Origin of the sequence: Streptomyces sp. 8N616, from assembly GCF_052246385.1 — a bacterium.
Lineage (GTDB): Bacteria > Actinomycetota > Actinomycetes > Streptomycetales > Streptomycetaceae > Streptomyces.
Map to the genome: position 1 here is coordinate 104248 of NZ_JBQQBY010000022.1, position 18937 is coordinate 123184.

11 protein-coding genes are annotated in these 18937 nt (G+C 71.4%); 8 read left to right on the plus strand and 3 right to left on the minus strand.

Annotated elements, in window-relative coordinates:
• Positions 1-80 precede the first annotated feature (80 nt).
• On the minus strand, positions 81-2708 hold the full coding sequence (glgP, locus tag ACTWQC_RS21255) for an alpha-glucan family phosphorylase (protein WP_443317341.1): 2628 nt from the start codon (positions 2706-2708) through the stop codon (positions 81-83).
• Positions 2709-3064: 356 nt separating this feature from the next.
• On the opposite strand from glgP, the gene ACTWQC_RS21260 reads away from it, so the two are divergent.
• The 6 genes from ACTWQC_RS21260 (at position 3065) to ACTWQC_RS21285 (ending at position 13922) form a co-directional block, all read left to right on the plus strand.
• A complete protein-coding gene (locus ACTWQC_RS21260; protein WP_443317342.1) occupies positions 3065-4285 on the plus strand; it encodes a S8 family peptidase in 1221 nt (406 codons plus the stop codon).
• Positions 4286-4629: 344 nt separating this feature from the next.
• On the plus strand, positions 4630-6618 hold the full coding sequence (locus ACTWQC_RS21265) for an alpha-1,4-glucan--maltose-1-phosphate maltosyltransferase (protein WP_443317343.1): 1989 nt from the start codon (positions 4630-4632) through the stop codon (positions 6616-6618).
• Positions 6615-8342: a maltose alpha-D-glucosyltransferase gene (gene treS / locus ACTWQC_RS21270; protein WP_443317344.1), complete on the plus strand. Its 1728-nt coding sequence runs from the start codon at positions 6615-6617 to the stop codon at positions 8340-8342. The genes ACTWQC_RS21265 and treS overlap by 4 nt, the downstream gene beginning before the upstream one ends.
• Before the next feature lie 435 nt (positions 8343-8777).
• Positions 8778-10283: a maltokinase N-terminal cap-like domain-containing protein gene (locus tag ACTWQC_RS21275; protein ID WP_443317370.1), complete on the plus strand. Its 1506-nt coding sequence runs from the start codon at positions 8778-8780 to the stop codon at positions 10281-10283.
• On the plus strand, positions 10280-12790 hold the full coding sequence (glgB, locus tag ACTWQC_RS21280) for a 1,4-alpha-glucan branching enzyme (protein WP_443317345.1): 2511 nt from the start codon (positions 10280-10282) through the stop codon (positions 12788-12790). Before ACTWQC_RS21275 ends, glgB begins: the two co-directional genes overlap by 4 nt.
• 391 nt (positions 12791-13181) lie before the next feature.
• Positions 13182-13922: an alpha/beta hydrolase gene (locus tag ACTWQC_RS21285; protein WP_443317346.1), complete on the plus strand. Its 741-nt coding sequence runs from the start codon at positions 13182-13184 to the stop codon at positions 13920-13922.
• 225 nt (positions 13923-14147) lie between these two features.
• Here the strand turns inward: ACTWQC_RS21285 and ACTWQC_RS21290 are convergent, their stop codons facing one another.
• Positions 14148-15563: a cation:dicarboxylate symporter family transporter gene (locus ACTWQC_RS21290; RefSeq protein ID WP_443317371.1), complete on the minus strand. Its 1416-nt coding sequence runs from the start codon at positions 15561-15563 to the stop codon at positions 14148-14150.
• A 181-nt stretch (positions 15564-15744) separates the two neighbouring features.
• Here ACTWQC_RS21290 and ACTWQC_RS21295 point away from each other — a divergent pair, with 181 nt between their 5' ends.
• The gene (locus tag ACTWQC_RS21295) at positions 15745-17568 is read left to right on the plus strand and encodes a sensor histidine kinase (protein WP_443317347.1); all 1824 of its coding nucleotides are present in this window, start codon (positions 15745-15747) and stop codon (positions 17566-17568) included.
• A gap of 70 nt (positions 17569-17638) precedes the next feature.
• The gene (locus ACTWQC_RS21300; RefSeq protein ID WP_443317348.1) at positions 17639-18343 is read left to right on the plus strand and encodes a response regulator; all 705 of its coding nucleotides are present in this window, start codon (positions 17639-17641) and stop codon (positions 18341-18343) included.
• On the opposite strand, the gene ACTWQC_RS21305 is transcribed toward ACTWQC_RS21300, so the two are convergent.
• Positions 18228-18710, minus strand: coding sequence for an amidohydrolase family protein (locus ACTWQC_RS21305; protein WP_443317372.1), 483 nt, complete (start codon positions 18708-18710; stop codon positions 18228-18230). The genes ACTWQC_RS21300 and ACTWQC_RS21305 overlap by 116 nt on opposite strands.
• Positions 18711-18937: the final 227 nt, after the last annotated feature.

Consider the following 18937-nt stretch of genomic DNA (forward strand, 5'->3'; position numbering starts at 1 on the left):
CGGTGCCTGGGGACGTCCTTCCTCGCCCCCAGGCACTGCCCCACCACTCCCGCCCCTCCACTCCCCCCGGAGGGGCGGGTTCACCGCATCAGAACCCCCGCCGCCTCCCCAGTGCTCTCCGAGGGCACCGCCACAAGCCCCAGCTCCGCGCCGCTCGCCAGCAGCCGGTGCGACGGCAGGATTCGCACGGTGTAGCCGAAGGGCCCGGTACGGTTCAGCGCCATGGGCCCCTCGTACAGCCAGCGGCCCTCGGTGTCCGCGCCCCCGGTCGGCTTGAGCGGCACCGCGGCCCCGTCCGTGATCCGGTCCTCTGCGTCCACCCGGCCCGCGACCACCTGTACCTCGACGTCGTCCGGGCGCAGCGAGTCCAGTGCGACCCGGACCCGCAGCGACAGCGTGGACCCCAGCTCGGCACTGCAGCCCACCTCGGTGACCGTGCCGGTCTCCACATGGTCGACGGCCACGCCCGGCCACGCCGCGTGCACCCGGGCCTTCCAGGCGGACAGCTCGCGTGCCGCCGGGGCCTCGAGGGTGCGGTGGGCGCGAGCGGCGGGCGCGTACAGCCGCTCCACGTACTCGCGGACCATCCGCCCGGCCAGGACCTTGGGGCCGAGGCGGACGAGGGTCTGCCGGACCATCTCGATCCAGCGGTCGGGCAGCCCGGCGGGCCCGCGGTCGTAGAAGCGCGGCGCGACCCGCTCCTCCAGCAGCTTGTAAAGGGCGACGGCCTCCAGGTCGTCGCGCCGCTCCTCGCTGGTGGCCGAGCCGTCCGCGGTGGGGATGGCCCAGCCGAAGTCCGGTTCGTACCATTCGTCCCACCAGCCGTCCAGCACCGACAGGTTGAGGCCGCCGTTGAGCGCGGCCTTCATCCCCGAGGTGCCGCAGGCCTCCAGCGGGCGCAGCGGGTTGTTCAGCCACACGTCACAGCCCGGGTAGAGCTTCTGGGCCATCCCCATGCCGTAGTCGGGCAGGAAGACGATGCGGTGCCGCACCCGCGGGTCGTCGGTGAACTTCACCAGTTCCTGTACGAGCCGCTTGCCGCTGTCGTCGGCCGGGTGCGCCTTGCCCGCGACGACGATCTGGACCGGGCGCTCGGGATCGAGCAGCAGCCGCATCAGCCGGTCGGGGTCGCGCAGCATGAGGGTGAGCCGCTTGTAGGAGGGGACGCGGCGGGCGAAGCCGATGGTGAGGACGTCGGGGTCCAGGACGCCGTCGATCCAGCCGAGTTCCGCGGTGCCCGCGCCGCGCTGCCGCCAGGACGCGTACAGCCGGGCCCGTACCTCCCCGACCAGCTGCTCGCGCAGGGACCTGCGCAGCTCCCAGATCTCCTCGGCGGGGATGTCGGCGATGGCATCCCAGCGCGGCGGGCCGCCGCCGGCCAGGGCGTCCTCGGCGCGGCCCACGCCGAGCTGGCGGGCGCCGAGCCGGAAGACCTCGGGCGCCACCCAGGTCGGCGCGTGCACGCCGTTGGTCACGGAGGTGATGGGCACTTCCTCCGGGTCGAAACCGGGCCAAAGGCCCGCGAACATCTCCCGGCTGACCTTGCCGTGCAGGGTGGACACGCCGTTGGCCCGCTGGGCGAGGCGCAGTCCCATCACGGCCATGTTGAAGAGGTTGCTCTCGCCGCCGGGGTAGGTCTCCATGCCGAGCTGGAGGATCCGGCCCGCGTCGACGCCGGGCAGCTCGCCGCCCTCGCCGAAGTGGCGGGCGACGAGCTCGCGGTCGAACCGGTCGATGCCCGCGGGCACGGGGGTGTGGGTGGTGAACACCGTCCCGGCGCGAACGGCTTCGAGCGCGGCGTCGAAGTCCACGCCGTACGCGCCGAGCTCGCGGATCCGCTCCAGGCCGAGGAAGCCCGCGTGGCCCTCGTTGGTGTGGAAGACCTCGGGCTCGGGATGCCCGGTGCTCCGGCAGTAGGCGCGGACGGCGCGCACGCCGCCGATGCCGAGCAGCATCTCCTGGAGGAGCCGGTGCTCGCTCCCGCCGCCGTAAAGCCGGTCGGTCACGTCGCGAGCGCGCGAGTCGTTCTCCTCCACATCCGAGTCGAGGAGCAGCAGCGGGACGCGACCGATCCGCGCCTCCCAGACGTACGCACGCAGGGAGCGGCCGCCGGGCAGGGCGAGGGCGACCTGGGTGGGTCTGCCGTCGGGCTCGCGGAGCATGGTCAGCGGAAGCTCGTTGGGGTCGAGGACCGGGTACTGCTCCTGCTGCCAGCCCTCGCGGGAAAGGGACTGCCGGAAGTAGCCGTGCCGGTAGAGGAGCCCGACGCCGATGAGGGGGACGCCGAGGTCGCTCGCGGCCTTGAGGTGGTCGCCCGCGAGGATGCCGAGGCCGCCGGAGTACTGCGGGAGGGCGGCGGTGATGCCGAACTCGGGTGAGAAGTAGGCGATGGCGGCGGGCAGGTCGGGGTCCGCGGTCTGGTACCAGCGGGGGTTTCGGAGGTAGTCGTCGAGGTCGTCGGCCGCGGCCGCGAGACGCCGGAGGAACCTGCGGTCCTCGGCGAGGTCGGCGAGGCGCGACGCGGAGACGGAGCCGAGCAGCCGCAGGGGGTCGCCCCCGGCGGCCTCCCAGCCCTCCGGGTCGACGGCCTGGAACAGCTCACGGGTCTCGGGGTGCCAGGACCAGCGCAGATTGCGCGCCAGCTCGCTGAGCGGTCGTAGGGGTTCCGGAAGGACGGGACGCACACTGAATCGACGGATTGCCTTCACAATTCCCACCATCCCAGGGCGCCCGCCCAACGGCAGGGACGCACATTCAAGGTCCTGGCAGCCTTCACAATTCCCACCATCCCAGGGCGCCCGCCACAGGGCAGGGACGCACGTTCACGGTGCCGGCAGCCTTCACCCTTCGACGGTAGCCGCGGCGCGCGGCAAGCAGCCACGGCGCGACCCCCGCCGTGCTTCCATGCGCCCGATCGGCCCCGCGTTTTGCGGGCGAACCGCCGCAAAGAGACGGCATCCGGACAGGTGCCGAGCAGAAAGCGCTGTCCAGACGGTTGTTCAATCCCGTACTTGGCGAGAACGTGACTAGTCGGTAACCGACACCCCGATCGATTGGGGGCCTCATGCCCGTGAGACCACGTCATGCTTCGCGCCGCTCGAAGGTGACTGTGACTGTGACGGCGGCCGCGCTCGCCGCCGGTATCTGCGCCGTCACCCTGCCCGCGCAAGCCGCCCCGGACGAGGGCCGAATACTGGGCGCCGGCGAACCCGGCGCCGTCAGCGGCAGCTACATCGTCACTTTGAAGTCCGGCTCGGACGGGATCGCCGCCTCCTCCGAGGCGGGCAAGGACCTCGCCCGCAAGTACGGCGCGAAGATACGCCAGACGTACACCGAGGCGCTCAACGGCTACGCGGTAGGGCTCTCGCCGACGCAGGCCAGTCAGCTCGCGGCCGATCCCCAGGTGGCCTCCGTCGCCCAGGACACCAAGATGTCCCTGGTTGCCACCCAGAAGAACCCGCCGTCCTGGGGCCTGGACCGGATCGACCAGGCCGACCTGCCGCTGGACAACTCGTACACCTCGCCCGATAGCGGGGGATCGGGTGCGACGGCGTACATCATCGACACCGGTGTCAGGACCTCGCACCAGGACTTCGGTGGCCGGGCGCGCAGCGGCTGGGACTTCATCGACAACGACGCCACCGCGAACGACGGCCACGGCCACGGGACGCATGTCGCCGCAACGGTCGCCGGCACCTCGTACGGCGTGGCGAAGAGGGCCAACGTCGTGGCCGTGCGGGTGCTGGACGACGAGGGGTCGGGCACCACGGCGCAGGTGATCGCGGGCATCGACTGGGTGGTCAAGAACGCGAAGAAGCCCGCGGTGGCCAATATGAGCCTGGGCGGAGTCGCCAGCCCGTCGCTGGACACCGCCGTGCGCAACGCCATCGCGTCCGGGGTGACCTTCGCTGTCGCGGCCGGCAACGACGGCCTCCCCGCAGACCTGACCTCACCCGCACGGGTGAAGGAGGCCATCACCGTCGGCGCGACCGAGAAGAACGACAGCCGGGCCTGGTTCTCCAACTGGGGCGGTACGGTCGATCTGTTCGCGCCGGGCGTGGACATCACCTCGGCCTGGAACTCTTCGGACACCGCGTCCGACACCATCTCCGGCACCTCCATGGCGGCACCGCACACCGCGGGCGCCGCGGCGCTGTACCTCGGCGGGCACCCGTCGGCGAGCCCGGAGGCCGTCCGGACGGCGCTGGTGAACAATGCGGCGTCCGGCAAGGTCGGCCTTGCGGGCCCCGGCTCCCCGAACCTCCTGCTCCAGGTGAAGAACTGACAACCCGACACCCAGCATCGCCCTGATCCGGAGCTGTTCTCGCCCGTTCCGGACCTGACCCGAAAGAGCGGCCCCGCGGCACCCGCCGCGGGGCCGCTTTCTTGTTTTTACCCTTACGGAGCGGTAGCCCCGTGCTCACCGGATTGCAGGCACGTTCCTCCTGGGCAGGCTCCCCCGGTAACCAACCCTCGCCCCCCGCGCACCACCCCCAAGGACACAGTCGCCCACCTGAGTGAACGCGGACAGGAGCGGCCATGCCCGCAGCCAGCACGCCTCCAAAGAAGCAGATAGAAAGTACAAAAGCCCGTAAAGCGGCTGAAACCGCAACGCCTCCAGGTGATCCCGTGATCGGACGCATTCCCGTACTCGACATCCGCCCGCTCGTCGACTGCGGGCGGCGTCCTGCGAAGGCGGTGGCGGGTGAGAGTTTTCTCGTCACCGCCACTGTTTTTCGCGAGGGCCACGACGCGGTCGCCGCGAATGTGGTGCTGCGTGACCCGGCCGGCCGCGCCGGACCGTGGAACCCGATGCGCGAACTCGCGCCCGGCACCGACCGCTGGGGCGCCGAGGTCACGCCCGACGGCGAGGGCCGCTGGACGTATACGGTCGAGGCCTGGGGCGACCCGGTCGCCACCTGGCGCCATCACGCCAAGATCAAGATTCCCGCCGGGATCGACACCTCCCTCGTCCTCGCCGAGGGCGCCGAGCTGCACGAGCAGGCCGCCGCCGGGGTGCCCAAGAGCGAGGGCCGCGAGTGCGTGCTGAGCGCCGCCGACGCGCTGCGCGACGAACTCCGCCCCGCCGCCGCCCGGCTGGCCGCGGCACTCGCCCCCGAGGTCGTGGCCACCCTGGACCGCCACCCACTGCGCGAACTGGTCAGCTCCTCCCGCCCGCTCCCCCTCCAGGTCGAGCGGCGGCGCGCCCTGTACGGGTCGTGGTACGAGTTCTTCCCCCGCTCCGAGGGCGCGGTCGTGAAGGAGGACCGCCCCCCGCTGAGCGGCAGCTTCCGCACCGCGGGCGAGCGGCTGCCCGCCATCGCCGCAATGGGCTTCGACGTCGTCTACCTCCCGCCCATCCACCCCATCGGCACCGCGTTCCGCAAGGGCCCGAACAACTCCCTGTCGGCCGGGCGGTACGACGTGGGCTCGCCGTGGGCGATCGGCTCCTCCGCCGGCGGCCACGACGCGATCCACCCCGACCTCGGCACCATCGAGGACTTCGACCGCTTCGTGGAGAAGGCGCGGGACCTGCGGCTCGAGGTCGCGCTCGACTTCGCGCTGCAGTGCTCGCCCGACCACCCCTGGGTGCGGAAGCACCCCGAGTGGTTCCACCACCGGGCCGACGGCACCATCGCGTACGCCGAGAACCCGCCGAAGAAGTACCAGGACATCTACCCGGTCGCCTTCGACGCCGACCTGCGCGGGATCACCCGCGAGACGCTGCGGGTGCTGCGCTTCTGGATGGACCACGGGGTGCGGATCTTCCGGGTCGACAACCCGCACACCAAGCCGGTCTCCTTCTGGGAGAAGGTCATCGGTGACATCAACCGCACCGACCCCGATGTCATCTTCCTGGCCGAGGCGTTCACCAGGCCCGCGATGATGCACACCCTCGCCGCGATCGGCTTCCAGCAGTCGTACACCTACTTCACCTGGCGCAACAGCAAGCAGGAGCTGACCGAATACCTCACCGAGCTGTCCGGCGACGCGGCCTCGTACATGCGGCCGAATTTCTTTGTGAACACGCCCGACATCCTGCACGCCTACCTCCAGAACGGCGGGCGCGCCGCCTTCGAGACCCGCGCCGTCCTCGCCGCCACCCTCTCCCCCGCCTGGGGCGTCTACGCGGGCTACGAACTGTGCGAGAACACGCCGCTGCGGCCGGGCAGCGAGGAGTACCTGAACTCCGAGAAATACGAGCTGCGCCCGCGCGACTGGGAGGCGGCCGAGCGGGAGAGCCGTACGATCGCGCCGCTCATCACCGCGCTCAACCGGATCAGGCGCCGCCACCCGGCCCTGCAGCAGCTGCGCAGCCTGCACTTCCACCGGGCCGACAACGACAACGTGATCGCCTACTCCAAGCGCTCCGCAGCCGACTGCGTGATCACCGTGGTCAACCTCGACCCCCACCACACCCAGGAGGCAACGGTCTCGTTGGACATGCCGGAACTCGGCCTGGACTGGGACGAGTCCGTCCCGGTGCGCGATGAGCTCACCGGCGAGACCTATCACTGGGGCAGGGACAACTATGTGCGCCTCGAGCCGGGTGTCACGCCCGCGCACGTGCTCTCCCTGCGACCGTCCTCACCGATCGGAGGGTCACCCACAACATGATCGTCAACGAGCCCGTCCAGGACACCTTCGAGGACACACCGGCGGGGGACCGCGACCCCGACTGGTTCAAACGCGCCGTCTTCTACGAGGTGCTGGTCCGCTCCTTCCAGGACAGCAACGGCGACGGCATCGGCGACCTCAAGGGCCTCACCGCGAAGCTCGACTACCTGCAGTGGCTGGGCGTCGACTGTCTCTGGCTGCCGCCGTTCTTCAAGTCCCCGCTGCGCGACGGCGGCTACGACGTCTCCGACTACACCTCCGTCCTCCCCGACTTCGGTGACCTCGCCGACTTCGTGGAGTTCGTCGACGCGGCGCACCAGCGCGGCATGCGCGTGATCATCGACTTCGTCATGAACCACACCAGCGACCAGCACCCGTGGTTCCAGGAGTCACGCCGGGACCCGGAAGGTCCGTACGGGGACTACTACGTCTGGGCCGACGACGACAAGCAGTACCAGGACGCCCGCATCATCTTCGTCGACACCGAGGCGTCCAACTGGACCTTCGACCCGGTCCGCAAGCAGTACTACTGGCACCGTTTCTTCTCCCACCAGCCGGACCTCAACTTCGAGAACCCGGCCGTGCAGGAGGAGATCATCTCGGCGCTCCGGTTCTGGCTCGACCTCGGCATCGACGGCTTCCGACTGGACGCCGTGCCCTACCTCTACGCGGAGGAGGGCACCGACTGCGAGAACCTGCCGCGTACGCACGAGATGCTCAGGCGGGTCCGCGCCGAGATCGACGCGCACTACCCGGACACCGTGCTGCTCGCCGAGGCCAACCAGTGGCCCGAGGACGTCGTCGACTACTTCGGCGACTACGCCAAGGGCGGCGACGAGTGCCACATGGCCTTCCACTTTCCCGTCATGCCACGGATCTTCATGGCGGTGCGGAGAGAGTCGAGATATCCCGTATCGGAAATCCTCGCCAAGACCCCGGCCATTCCGTCCGGCTGCCAGTGGGGCGTCTTCCTCCGCAACCACGACGAGCTGACCCTCGAGATGGTCACGGACGAAGAGCGCGACTACATGTACGCGGAGTACGCCAAGGACCCGCGGATGCGCGCCAACATCGGCATCCGGCGCCGCCTCGCACCCCTGCTCGACAACGACCGCAACCAGATCGAGCTGTTCACCGCCCTGCTGCTGTCCCTGCCCGGTTCGCCGATCCTCTACTACGGCGACGAGATCGGCATGGGCGACAACATCTGGCTCGGCGACCGCGACGCGGTGCGCACCCCGATGCAGTGGACGCCGGACCGCAACGCGGGCTTCTCCTCCTGCGATCCGGGGCGGCTCTACCTGCCGACCATCATGGACCCGGTCTACGGCTACCAGGTCACCAACGTCGAGGCGTCGATGTCCTCGCCGTCCTCACTGCTGCACTGGACCCGCCGGATGATCGAGATCCGCAAGCAGAACCCGGCGTTCGGCCTCGGCTCGTACACCGAACTGCCCTCCAGCAACCCGGCCGTGCTCGCCTTCCTCCGCGAGGCCCCTTCCGTCGAGGGACAGGGCGACGATCTCGTCCTCTGCGTCAACAACTTCTCGCGGTTCGCACAGCCGACGGAGCTTGACCTGCAGTCCTTCAACGGGCGGCACCCGGTGGAGCTGATCGGCGGGGTGCGCTTCCCGGCCATCGGGGAACTGCCGTATCTGCTCACGCTCGCCGGACACGGCTTCTACTGGTTCCGGCTGCGCCGGCCGGGCGCCGCGCCGAGCTGAAACCGGGCACCCCGCGGGGCTGAAAGGCGCCTGACACGTGGCGGGATGGGGAAAGATTCCGGTTTCCGCCGTCCCGCCATGGGCAACCTCTCCCAATACACCCGCGCGTGACCCCAGCACCGTGCAGCGAATAGGCCAATCGCCTTACCTGTACGGACGATCCTCTCCCGACACGTCCCGCACCGCCGGACAGCTTTGCCGCAATCCGGGACACTCTGCCCATCTGTGGTGTGCCCGGGGAAAGGACGCGACACCATGTCGGAAGGCACAACCCGCGCCAACCCGACCGGTGAAACCACCCCTGCCCCCACGGCCCCGCCATCCGACACCGCCCGACGCGACACCATGTCGGAAGGCACAACCCGCGCCAACCCGACCGGTGAAACCACCCCTGCCCCCACGGCCCCGCCATCCGACACCGCCCGACGCGACACCATGTCGGAAGGCACGACCCGCGCCAACCCGACCGGTGAAACCACCACTGCCCCCACGGCGCCGCCCACCCCTCCCCCCACGGGTCCGCCCGCCCCTGCTCCCCGTGCGCTGCTCCCCTCGCTCGTACCGCTGCTGCGCGAATGGCTGCCGCGCCAGCGGTGGTTCGCGGGAAAAGGCCGGCCCGTCACCGGCTTCTCCCTGGTCTCCGCCACCGAGCTGCTGCCCTGCGGGGCCGGCGGCGCGGCCCCCGGTCTGCTCCACCTCCTCGTACGCGCCCAGCAGTCCGGGCCGCCGCAGGCCGGGACGGGCGCCGGTGACTGCTACCAGTTGCTGCTCGGCATCCGCTCCGCCCTCCCGCCCCACCTGGCCCACGCGCTGATCGGCCGCCCCACCAGCGGTCCGCTGCACGGCCGTACGATCTACGAGGCGCTCCATGACCCGCGGCTCGCGGGGCTGCTGCTGGAGCGGCTGCGGGTGCCGGGCCGGCTCGGCTCGCTGCGCTTCACCCGGGCCCCCTCCACCGCCATCGCCTCCGCCCTGAACCCGCGGCCGGTCACCGCCGAGCAGTCCAACTCCTCGGTGGTGTACGGCGATACGTACATCCTCAAGGTCTTCCGGCGGATCGGCGCCGGCGTCAACCCCGACCTGGAACTGCCGCTCGCGCTCGCCCGCGCGGGCTGCGACCGGGTGCCGCACCCCACGGCCTGGTTCGAGACCTCGACGGCCGAACCCATGACGCTCGGCATCCTGCAACCCTTCCTGCGCGGCTCCGCCGACGGCTGGCAACTCGCCCTCAACTCCCTCTCCGTACGGGCCGACTTCAGCGGTTCGGCGCGCGCACTCGGCCGCGCCACGGCCGAGGTGCACACCGCGCTGGCGGCCGTACTGCCGACAGCGGTGCTGCGCAGACAGCAGATCGAACTGCTGGCGGCGGGCATGACGGAGCGCCTCGACGCCGCCACGGCGGCGGTCCCCGCGCTGCGCCCCTACCGCGATCCGCTCCGCGCCGCCTTCGACGACCTCGCCGAGCTCGGCAGGCGCGGCCGCACGTGGCCGGCCCAGCGGATACACGGTGATCTGCACCTCGGCCAGACCCTGCGCGCGGCCCTTGACGGCCGCTGGGCCCTGATCGACTTCGAGGGCGAACCGGCCCGCCCCATCTCCGAACGCCGCCGCCTCCAGCCGGTGGCCCGCGACATCGCCGGAATGCTCCGCTCCTTCGACTACGCGGCCCGCGCCTCCCGCCCGGGCCCCGACTCGTCCGCCTGGGCGCAGGAGTGGGCGCGCCGCAACCGCGCCGCGTACTGCGACGGATACGCGGAGGCGGCGGGCGTCGACCCGCGCCAGGAGCCGGAGCTGATGCGCGCGTACGAGACGGACAAGGCGGTGTACGAGGTGCTCTACGAGGCGCGGCACCGGCCGGACTGGCTCTCGGTACCGATGGCCGCAATCCACCGCCTCGCGGGCTCTCCCCACACGTCCCCGCCCGCCGCGACCCACCCATGACCGCCTCTCGGTGCCGATGGCCGCCATCCACCGCCTCGCGGGCTCTCCCCACACGTCCCCGCCCACCGCGACCCACCCATGACCCGCCTCCCGGTGCCGATGGCCGCCACCCACCGCCTCGCGGGCCACCCGCCCGTCCCCGCCCGCCGCTGCCCGCCGCCCGCCCGTCCGAGGAGGACCCACCCGTGACCCGCCGCCCCTCGCCCGACACCCGCCCGTCCGTGGCCTCGCCCCGGCGCTCGGCCCCGCAGAAGTCCGGGCCCGCCCCCGCCCGTACGGGCACCGTGCGGCCCGGGTCCGCCCGCCCCGGCGTGCGGGCCGCCGCGCCGCTGGAGCCCGGCGAACGGCAGCGGCTGCTCGCCGGCGAGCATCACGATCCGCACGCGCTGCTCGGCGCGCACCCCACCCCCGGCGGTGTCCTCTTCCGCGCCCTGCGGCCGTTCGCCGCATCCGTCACGGTCGTCGCCGACGGCCTGCGCGCGGAACTCCTCTCCGAGGCGGACGGCCTCTTCGCGGGCGTGCTGCCGCTCACCGAGATCCCCGACTACCGGCTCGAAGTGGCGTACGACAACGGCGTCACGCTCGAGGCCCACGACCCGTACCACTTCCTGCCCGCCCTCGGCGAGGTCGATCTGTACCTGATCTCCGAGGGCCGCCACGAGCAGCTGTGGGACGCCCTCGGCGCGCACCCGATGACCCATCAGGGCGTCGCAGGCACCCGCTTCACCGTCTGGGCCCCGAACGCCCGCGGGGTCCGCCTCGCCGCCGACTTCAACTTCTGGGACGGCACCGGCTCTCCCATGCGCTCGATGGGCTCGTGCGGCATCTGGGAGCTGTTCCTGCCGGGCGTGGGTGAGGGCACGCTCTACAAGTTCGACATCGCACGCCCCGACGGCTCGCGCACCCTCCGCGCCGACCCGATGGCCCGCCGCACCGAGTGCCCGCCGGACACCGCCTCGGTCGTCACGGCCTCCCACCACACCTGGGGCGACGACGCGTGGATGGCGCACCGCGCCGACCACCGCGCGCACGAGTCGCCGTTCTCGGTCTACGAGGTGCACCTCGCCTCCTGGCGCCCCGGCCTGACCTACCGGCAGCTCGCCGAGCAGCTGCCCTCGTACGTCAAGGACCTCGGCTTCACGCACGTGGAGCTGATGCCGGTCGCCGAGCACCCCTTCGGCGGCTCCTGGGGCTACCAGGTCACCTCCTACTACGCGCCGACCGCCCGCCTCGGCACCCCCGACGACTTCAAATTCCTCGTCGACGCCCTGCACCGGGCCGGGATCGGCGTCATCGTCGACTGGGTGCCCGCGCACTTCCCGAAGGACGACTGGGCGCTGGCCGGGTTCGACGGGACACCGCTGTACGAGCCGTCGGACCCGAGCCGCGCCGAGCACCCCGACTGGGGCACGCTCGAGTTCGACTACGGCCGCGCCGAGGTCCGCAACTTCCTGGTCGCGAACGCCGTCTACTGGTGCGAGGAGTTCCATATCGACGGCCTGCGGGTCGACGCCGTCGCCTCCATGCTCTACCTCGACTACTCGCGCGAGGGCGGCCAGTGGACGCCCAACGAGTTCGGCGGCCGCGAGAACCTCGACGCCGTCCGCTTCCTCCAGGAGATGAACGCGACCGTCTACCGGCGCTGCCCGGGCGTCGTGACGATCGCCGAGGAGTCCACCGCCTGGGATGGCGTCACCCGGGCCACCCACCACACCGGCCCAGGCGGCTTCGGCGGCCTCGGCTTCGGCCTGAAGTGGAACATGGGCTGGATGCACGACTCGCTGGGGTACATGGCGAAGGAGCCGGTCCACCGCAAGTACCACCACAACGAGATGACGTTCTCGATGGTGTACGCCTACAGCGAGAACTACGTCCTGCCCATCTCGCACGACGAAGTGGTGCACGGCAAGCAGGCGCTGGTGACGAAGATGCCCGGCGACTGGTGGCAGCGGCGCGCCAACCACCGCGCGTACCTCGCCTTCATGTGGGCCCACCCGGGCAAGCAACTGCTCTTCATGGGGCAGGAGTTCGCGCAGGGCGCGGAGTGGTCGGAGGCGCACGGCCCGGAGTGGTGGCTGCTGGACGACACGTATCACTCGGCGGGCGACCACCGGGGCGTACGGGACCTGGTGCGCGAGCTCAACCGGATCTACGCGGACGAGCGCGCCCTGTGGGAGCGCGACACCGACCCGACGGGCTTCAGCTGGGTCGAGGGCGGCGCGGCGGACGACAATGTCTTCGCCTTCACCCGGCACGACGCCTTCGGCAACCCGCTCCTGTGCGTCAGCAACTTCTCGCCGGTGGTCCGGCACGACTACCGCCTCGGCGTCCCGGGGCAGTACACCGGCTGGCAGGAGATCCTCAACACGGACGCGGCCCGCTTCGGCGGCGGCGACGTCACCAACCCGGACCTGCTGAAGACGGAACCGGTCCCCTGGCAGGCCCACAAGAACAGCATCACGGCGGTGCTTCCGCCCTTGGCAACGATCTGGCTGCGGCCTGCATAAAGGGGCAGAGCATCACGACGGTGCTTCCACCCCTGGCAACCATCTGGCACCGGCCTGCATAAAGGGGCACAGCATCACGACGGTGCTTCCACCCCTGGCAACCATCTGGCACCGGCCTGCATAAAGGGGCACAGCATCACGGCGGTGCTTCCACCCCTGGCAACCATCTGGCACCGGCCTGCGTAAGGTGCAGCCCGGCCTGTGCATCGACTGGCACGCGTGTGTGCGGTCAGATTGCCCCGAGCACCGGCAGAGACAGGGAGATCACTCGACGGCCCCCCAGTACGCGATGACCAGCACGACCCCCAGTACGAAGACCAGTACGAAGACCAGTACGAAGACCGATACACGACGACCAGTGCACGACCACCACGGAACAGGAACGCCTGACGTGACCTTAGATCTCGATGTGACACACACCCTCGCCCACAGCGCGAGCGGCAAGGCGATCGATGTGTACCGCCCGCGGGCGGGGGCCCACGACACCGCCGTGCCCACCGTGCTGCTCTGGCACGGCAAGGGACCGGACGAGCGGGACGTACTCCAGCCGCTGGCCGAGGCGGTGGCGCGGTCGGGCCTGAACGTCCTGGTGCCCGACTGGCGCTCGGACGCCCCCGACGACGGGCGCGCGCATCTCCTCGAGTCGCTCGACTTCGCCCGCGACCAGGCGGCCGCTCTCGGCGGGAACACCGACCGGATCGTGCTCGCCGGTTGGTCGGCAGGGGCCCCGGCGGCGATGGGCGTCGCGCTGCGCCCCGAACTCGTCGGCGGCTGGCGCCCGATGGCCGTCGCCGGCATCGCGTCCCGATACGACTGGGCTGCGCGCACCACGGGAACCATCCCCCTGAGCGACCTCGCCACCACGCCCGCCCCTCCCCTCCCCGTATGGCTCGTCCACGGGACGGCGGACCCGGCCATCGAGAGCAGGTACTCCCGGGAGTTCGCCGCCGCCCTCGACAGCCGTGGCTGGCCCGTGCACCTGGAAGAGCCCGCCACCGACCACGCCGGTGTCGTCATGACCGAATACGACCCGGAACAGGACCGCTGCCGCCCGGCCAGGGCCGAACACGCCGTCCAGGGCGGGCAGCTCACCGCCCGGGTGCTCATCCGCGCCGCCGGCGAGCCCGGCTGACGGCGCCGCGTTCGTCCTCGGCCGGCGGCACCGGGCCTGTCCGCGCCACACCTTCACTCGGATGCGCACTCTTCGCCACCCGCTGGCTCCAGGCCCCCTGTATTTCGGCCTGGTGGCCGCACGGTCCTAGGCCTCCGATGCTCACGGGCGTACGAGCATCGTGTGCCCGTACGCCCATGAGCGAGCGCGTCCGACCCGTCAGACCCGTCCGACCCGTCAGACCCGTCAGACCGTGACGGTCTCCTTGCCCGCGCCGCCGCGCGGCTCCGGGGCCTCGTCGCCGTCGGCGGAGGGTGCGCCGTGGCCGTCGTCGTCGAGGAGTGTCCGCTCGTCGAACGGCAGCTTCCCGGCCAGCACTTCGCCCACCCGTGACTTGTCGATCTCCTTGGTCCAGGTGCCGATGAGCACCGTGGCCACCGCGTTGCCCGCGAAGTTCGTCAGCGCCCGGGCCTCGCTCATGAAGCGGTCGATGCCGACGATGAGGCCGACGCCGTCCAGGAGCTCGGGCCGGTGGGACTGCAGGCCGCCCGCGAGGGTGGCCAGGCCCGCGCCCGTGACGCCCGCCGCGCCCTTCGAGGCGATGACCATGAAAACGAGCAGCGAGATCTGCTGGCCGAGCGAGAGCGGGTCGCCCAGCGCCTCGGCGACGAACAGCGAGGCCATGGTCAGGTAGATGGCCGTGCCGTCGAGGTTGAAGGAGTAGCCGGTCGGGACGGTGATGCCGACGACCGGCTTGCTGACGCCCAGGTGCTCCATTTTCGCGATGAGGCGCGGCAGCGCCGACTCCGACGAGGACGTGGACAGGATCAGCAGGAACTCGCGTGCCAGGTACTTCAGCAGCGCGACGAGGCTGATCCCGGCGACGAGCCGCAGCAGGGTGCCCAGCACCACGAAGACGAAGACCAGGCAGGTCGCGTAGAAGCCGAGCATGATGACGGCGAGTGACTTGAGCGCGTCGAGGCCCGTCTCGCCGACCACCGCGGCGATGGCGCCGAACGCGCCGACCGGCGCCACCCACATGATCATCGAGAGCACGCGGAAGACGAGCCGCTGGATGTGCCCGACCCCCCGGAGGACCGGCTCGCCCGCCGGTCCCATCGCCTGCAGCGCGAAGCCGACGAGGAGGGCGACCAGCAGCGTCTGCAGCACCTCGCCGCCGGTGAAGGCGGAGACGAGAGTGGTCGGGATGACGCCGAGCAAGAAGTCCGCGGTGGACGAGCTCGCGCCCTCGGCCTGCGCCTCGCCCGCGCTCCGCGCGGCGTCGGTGAGGTGCAGCCCGGAGCCCGGCTCGAGGATGTTGCCGACGACCAGGCCGATCGCGAGGGCGATGGTGGACATCACCAGGAAGTAGCCGAGCGCCAGTCCGCCCACCGCGCCGACCTTCGCGGCCTTCCGTACGGAACCGACGCCCAGCACGATCGTGCAGAAGATGATGGGCGAGATCATCATCTTGATCAGATTCACGAAGCCGGTGCCCAGGGGCTTCAGCTCGACGGCCACGCCGGGAGCGGCGAAGCCGACCACGATGCCGAGGAGCACGGCTCCGATCACGGCGAGGTAGAGGTAGTGGGTCCGGTCCCGCTTCTTCGGCCGGGTGGTCCGTCCCGGCTGTCCGGGCTGGTCCGGCGGCTGGTGTGGCAGGGTCTGCGCAGCCACGGTCGTCTCCTTGTCCTGGCACAGTACGTGCGGCTCACGTCCTGGACTTCCCGGTGAATATCCATCAGCGTGTGACCGGCGTCACCCTTGCGTTCATTTCGTTCACGGAGGGTTTCCGCTGCACAGTGCTTTCCGCCGCACGTCATCGGCCAGGCAGACTGGCGTCATGCGCGTCCCCCGTCCCCGCAGCCTGGCAGGCCAGCTCTTCGCGATGCAGGTCGTGCTGGTCGCTGCCGTGGTGGCCGGATGCGCGATCTTCGCGTACCTCACCGCCAGGGGCCAGGCCGAGGACGCGGCGGGCCGCCAGGCGACCGCCGCGGCGCGGGCCATAGCCGACTCCCCCTCCGTACGGGCGGCGATCCACGGCGACGACCCGTCGGCGCTGCTCCAGCCGTACGCGGAGCGGGTCCGCAAGGACACCGGGGTCGCCTTCGTCACGATCATGAACCCGCGGGGCATCCGCTGGACCCACCCGGACCCGGCCCGCATCGGCCAGGAGTTCCTGGGCCACACCGGCCCCGCGCTCCAGGGCCGTACCTTCACCGAGACCTACACCGGCACACTCGGCCCCTCGGTGCGCGTGGTGACCCCGATACGGGACGGCGAGCGCGCCGACGGGCGGATCATCGGCCTGGTCAGCGCGGGTATCACGGTCGAGCGGATCAGCGCACAGGTGGAGCGGCAACTGGCCGGGCTGCTGGTGGTGGCGGCCGCGGCGGTGGTGCTGGGCGGCATCGCCACATACGTGGTCAACGCCCGGCTGCGCCGCCACACGCACGGCATGAACGCGGCCGAACTGAGCCGGATGCACGACTACCACCAGGCCGCGCTGCACGCGGTGCGCGAGGGACTGCTGATGCTGGACGGACAGCGGCGCATCGCACTCATCAACGATGCCGGGCGCGAGCTGCTGGGGCTGGACGCGTTGGACGCGTTGGACCCGAAGCGCCGCGAGGACGTGGTGAACCGGAATGGCCCCGACGCCGGGCGCGAGCTGCTGGGGCTGGACGCGTTGGACGCGTTGGACCCGAAGCGCCGCGAGGACGTGGTGAACCGGAATGGCCCCGACGCGGGGCGCGAACTACGTGGCGTCGGTCCTGATGTGGTCGGACGCAACGTCGCTGAGCTGGGCCTGCCCGCCCCGCTCACCGGCGCGCTGCTGGCCGCGGAGCCACGCGTGGACGAGGTCCATATGACCGCCGACCGGATCGTGGTGGTCAACACCTCGCCCGTCTCCAGCGGGGAGAAGCGCGGCACGGTCGTGACCCTGCGGGACCACACCGAGCTGCAGGCCCTGTCCGGCGAGCTGGACTCCGTACGCGGCGTCACCGAGGCGCTGCGCTCGCAGGCCCACGAGGCGGCGAACCGGCTGCACACCGTCGTGTCGCTGATCGAGCTGGGTCGGGCGGACGAGGCGGTCGAGTTCGCCACAGCGGAGCTCGAGCTCGCGCAGGCACTCACCGACACGGTGGTGGGGGCGGTCGCGGAGCCGGTGCTCGCGGCTCTGCTGCTGGGGAAGGCGGCCCAGGCGAACGAGCGCGGCGTCGAGTTGGTCCTCACTCCGGACAGCAGCATCCACGACGGAGTGCTCCCTGACACGGTGCCGGCCCGCGACCTGGTGACGGTGCTCGGCAACCTCATCGACAATGCCGTTGACGCTGCCGCTGGGGGAGCCAACTGGGATGCAGACCGGGCCCACGCGGGCCGCCGTGCGCGGGTCACGGTGACAGCACTCGCCGACGAAGCAGAGCTGTTGCTGCGGGTCTCGGACAACGGTCCTGGCGTGGACGCGGCCGAGGTGGACGAGATCTTCCGGCGCGGCTGGAGCACCAAGGCCCCCGCGTCTCCGGCCGGCAGCCGTGGCCTGGGCCTTGCCCTGGTCCGCCAGGCCGTCCGCCGCAACGGCGGAACCATCCGGCTCGACCACTCGGCCGACGGCGGCGCGGAGTTCACCGTACGGCTCCCCCTCAGAGCGGGGGTGGGCACATGACCGAGCAGAACTGCCCAATCGGCGGCGCCGAGTTCACCGTACGGCTCCCGCTGCGGACGGGGGCGGGCACGTGACCCACCGGACGACGGCGGCCCGCCCGCCCATCCGCGTACTCGTCGTCGAGGACGACCCGGTCGCGGCCGACGCGCACGCGCTCTACGTCGGGCGGGTGCCGGGCTTCACGGTCGCCGGAACCGCGCACTCCGGCGGCGAGGCGCAGCGCCATCTCGAGCGCGAACCCGTGGATCTGCTGCTCCTGGACCTCTACCTGCCCGATGGCCACGGGCTGCAGCTCGTACGGTCGCTGCGCGCGGCCGGGCACGCGGCCGATGTGATCGCGGTGACCTCGGCCCGCGACCTGGCCGTAGTGCGCGAGGGCGTCTCGCTCGGGGTCGTGCAGTACGTGCTGAAGCCGTTCACCTTCGCGACCCTGCGCGACCGGCTCGTCCGCTACGCCGAGTTCCGCGCGACCGTGGGCGAGGCGAGCGGCCAGGACGAGGTGGACCGCGCGCTCGCCGCCCTGCGTGCGCCCCAACCGGCCGCACTGCCCAAGGGGTTGAGCGGCCCGACCCTGGAGGCGGTGACGCGGGCGCTGCGCGATGCGGGGCCCCAGGGCATCACTGCGAGCACGGCGGGCGAGACAGTGGGCATCTCGCGCATTACGGCACGCCGCTACCTGGAGCACCTGGTGGGCGCGGGTCGGGCCGAACGCAGCCCGCAGTACGGCCAGATCGGCCGCCCAGAGCTCTGCTACCGCTGGTTGAGCCTGCGCTGAGCCGGGCCTCGGGCTCGGCCGCGCCCAGCCCCGCGGTGGCCGGCTGCAGGGCCCCGGAGTCGCTCGGCGGCTGCGTAGAGGTCGTCGAACTCCGGTGCGTCGGCCAGCCTGTCCCCCGTGCGCCGTACAGCGTCGCGCCGCGGAAGCCGAGCTGCCTGACCGCGCGTTCCAGTTCCTCAACGGCGGCTTCGGGTACCGGTATCGGGATGGCCGCAAGCGCCTGGAACCGCTCCGGGTGGCCGGCGCGAACGGCTCGTCGCCGTAGCCCAGCTGCGGGATCCGCGGCACCCGCCCGCGCCCAGGCATCGAGTAATACCGGCAAGGCGACGTGCTCCTCGAGACCTACGATCCGTATCTTCTCCGGCATACGGTCTTCGGGCAGGGACAGCCAGGTGAGCACGGTGCCACGTGCCGTGGCGTGGCGTGGATGAGCGTGACCGCGAGCTCCTCGTCGGCGCGGAGCCAGCCACCGGCAGCGAGGTGGCGGATACGGCCCCGAACGGGTAGGGAGGCTGCGCCGGGGCGCTGCCCTCGGCGCACCCCGCGAGAACGCGACATGGCGGCCGCACCCCGGTACCCGGTACCCGGTGGACG

Coding starts and splice junctions, on each gene's coding strand:
- ACTWQC_RS21260 (WP_443317342.1), top strand. CDS start 3,065: ATGCCCGTGAGACCACGTCATGCTTCGCGCCGCTCGAAGGTGACTGTG.
- ACTWQC_RS21275 (WP_443317370.1), top strand. CDS start 8,778: ATGTCGGAAGGCACGACCCGCGCCAACCCGACCGGTGAAACCACCACT.
- ACTWQC_RS21305 (WP_443317372.1), bottom strand. CDS start 18,710: ATGCCGGAGAAGATACGGATCGTAGGTCTCGAGGAGCACGTCGCCTTG.
- glgB (WP_443317345.1), top strand. CDS start 10,280: ATGACCGCCTCTCGGTGCCGATGGCCGCCATCCACCGCCTCGCGGGCT.
- treS (WP_443317344.1), top strand. CDS start 6,615: ATGATCGTCAACGAGCCCGTCCAGGACACCTTCGAGGACACACCGGCG.
- ACTWQC_RS21295 (WP_443317347.1), top strand. CDS start 15,745: ATGCGCGTCCCCCGTCCCCGCAGCCTGGCAGGCCAGCTCTTCGCGATG.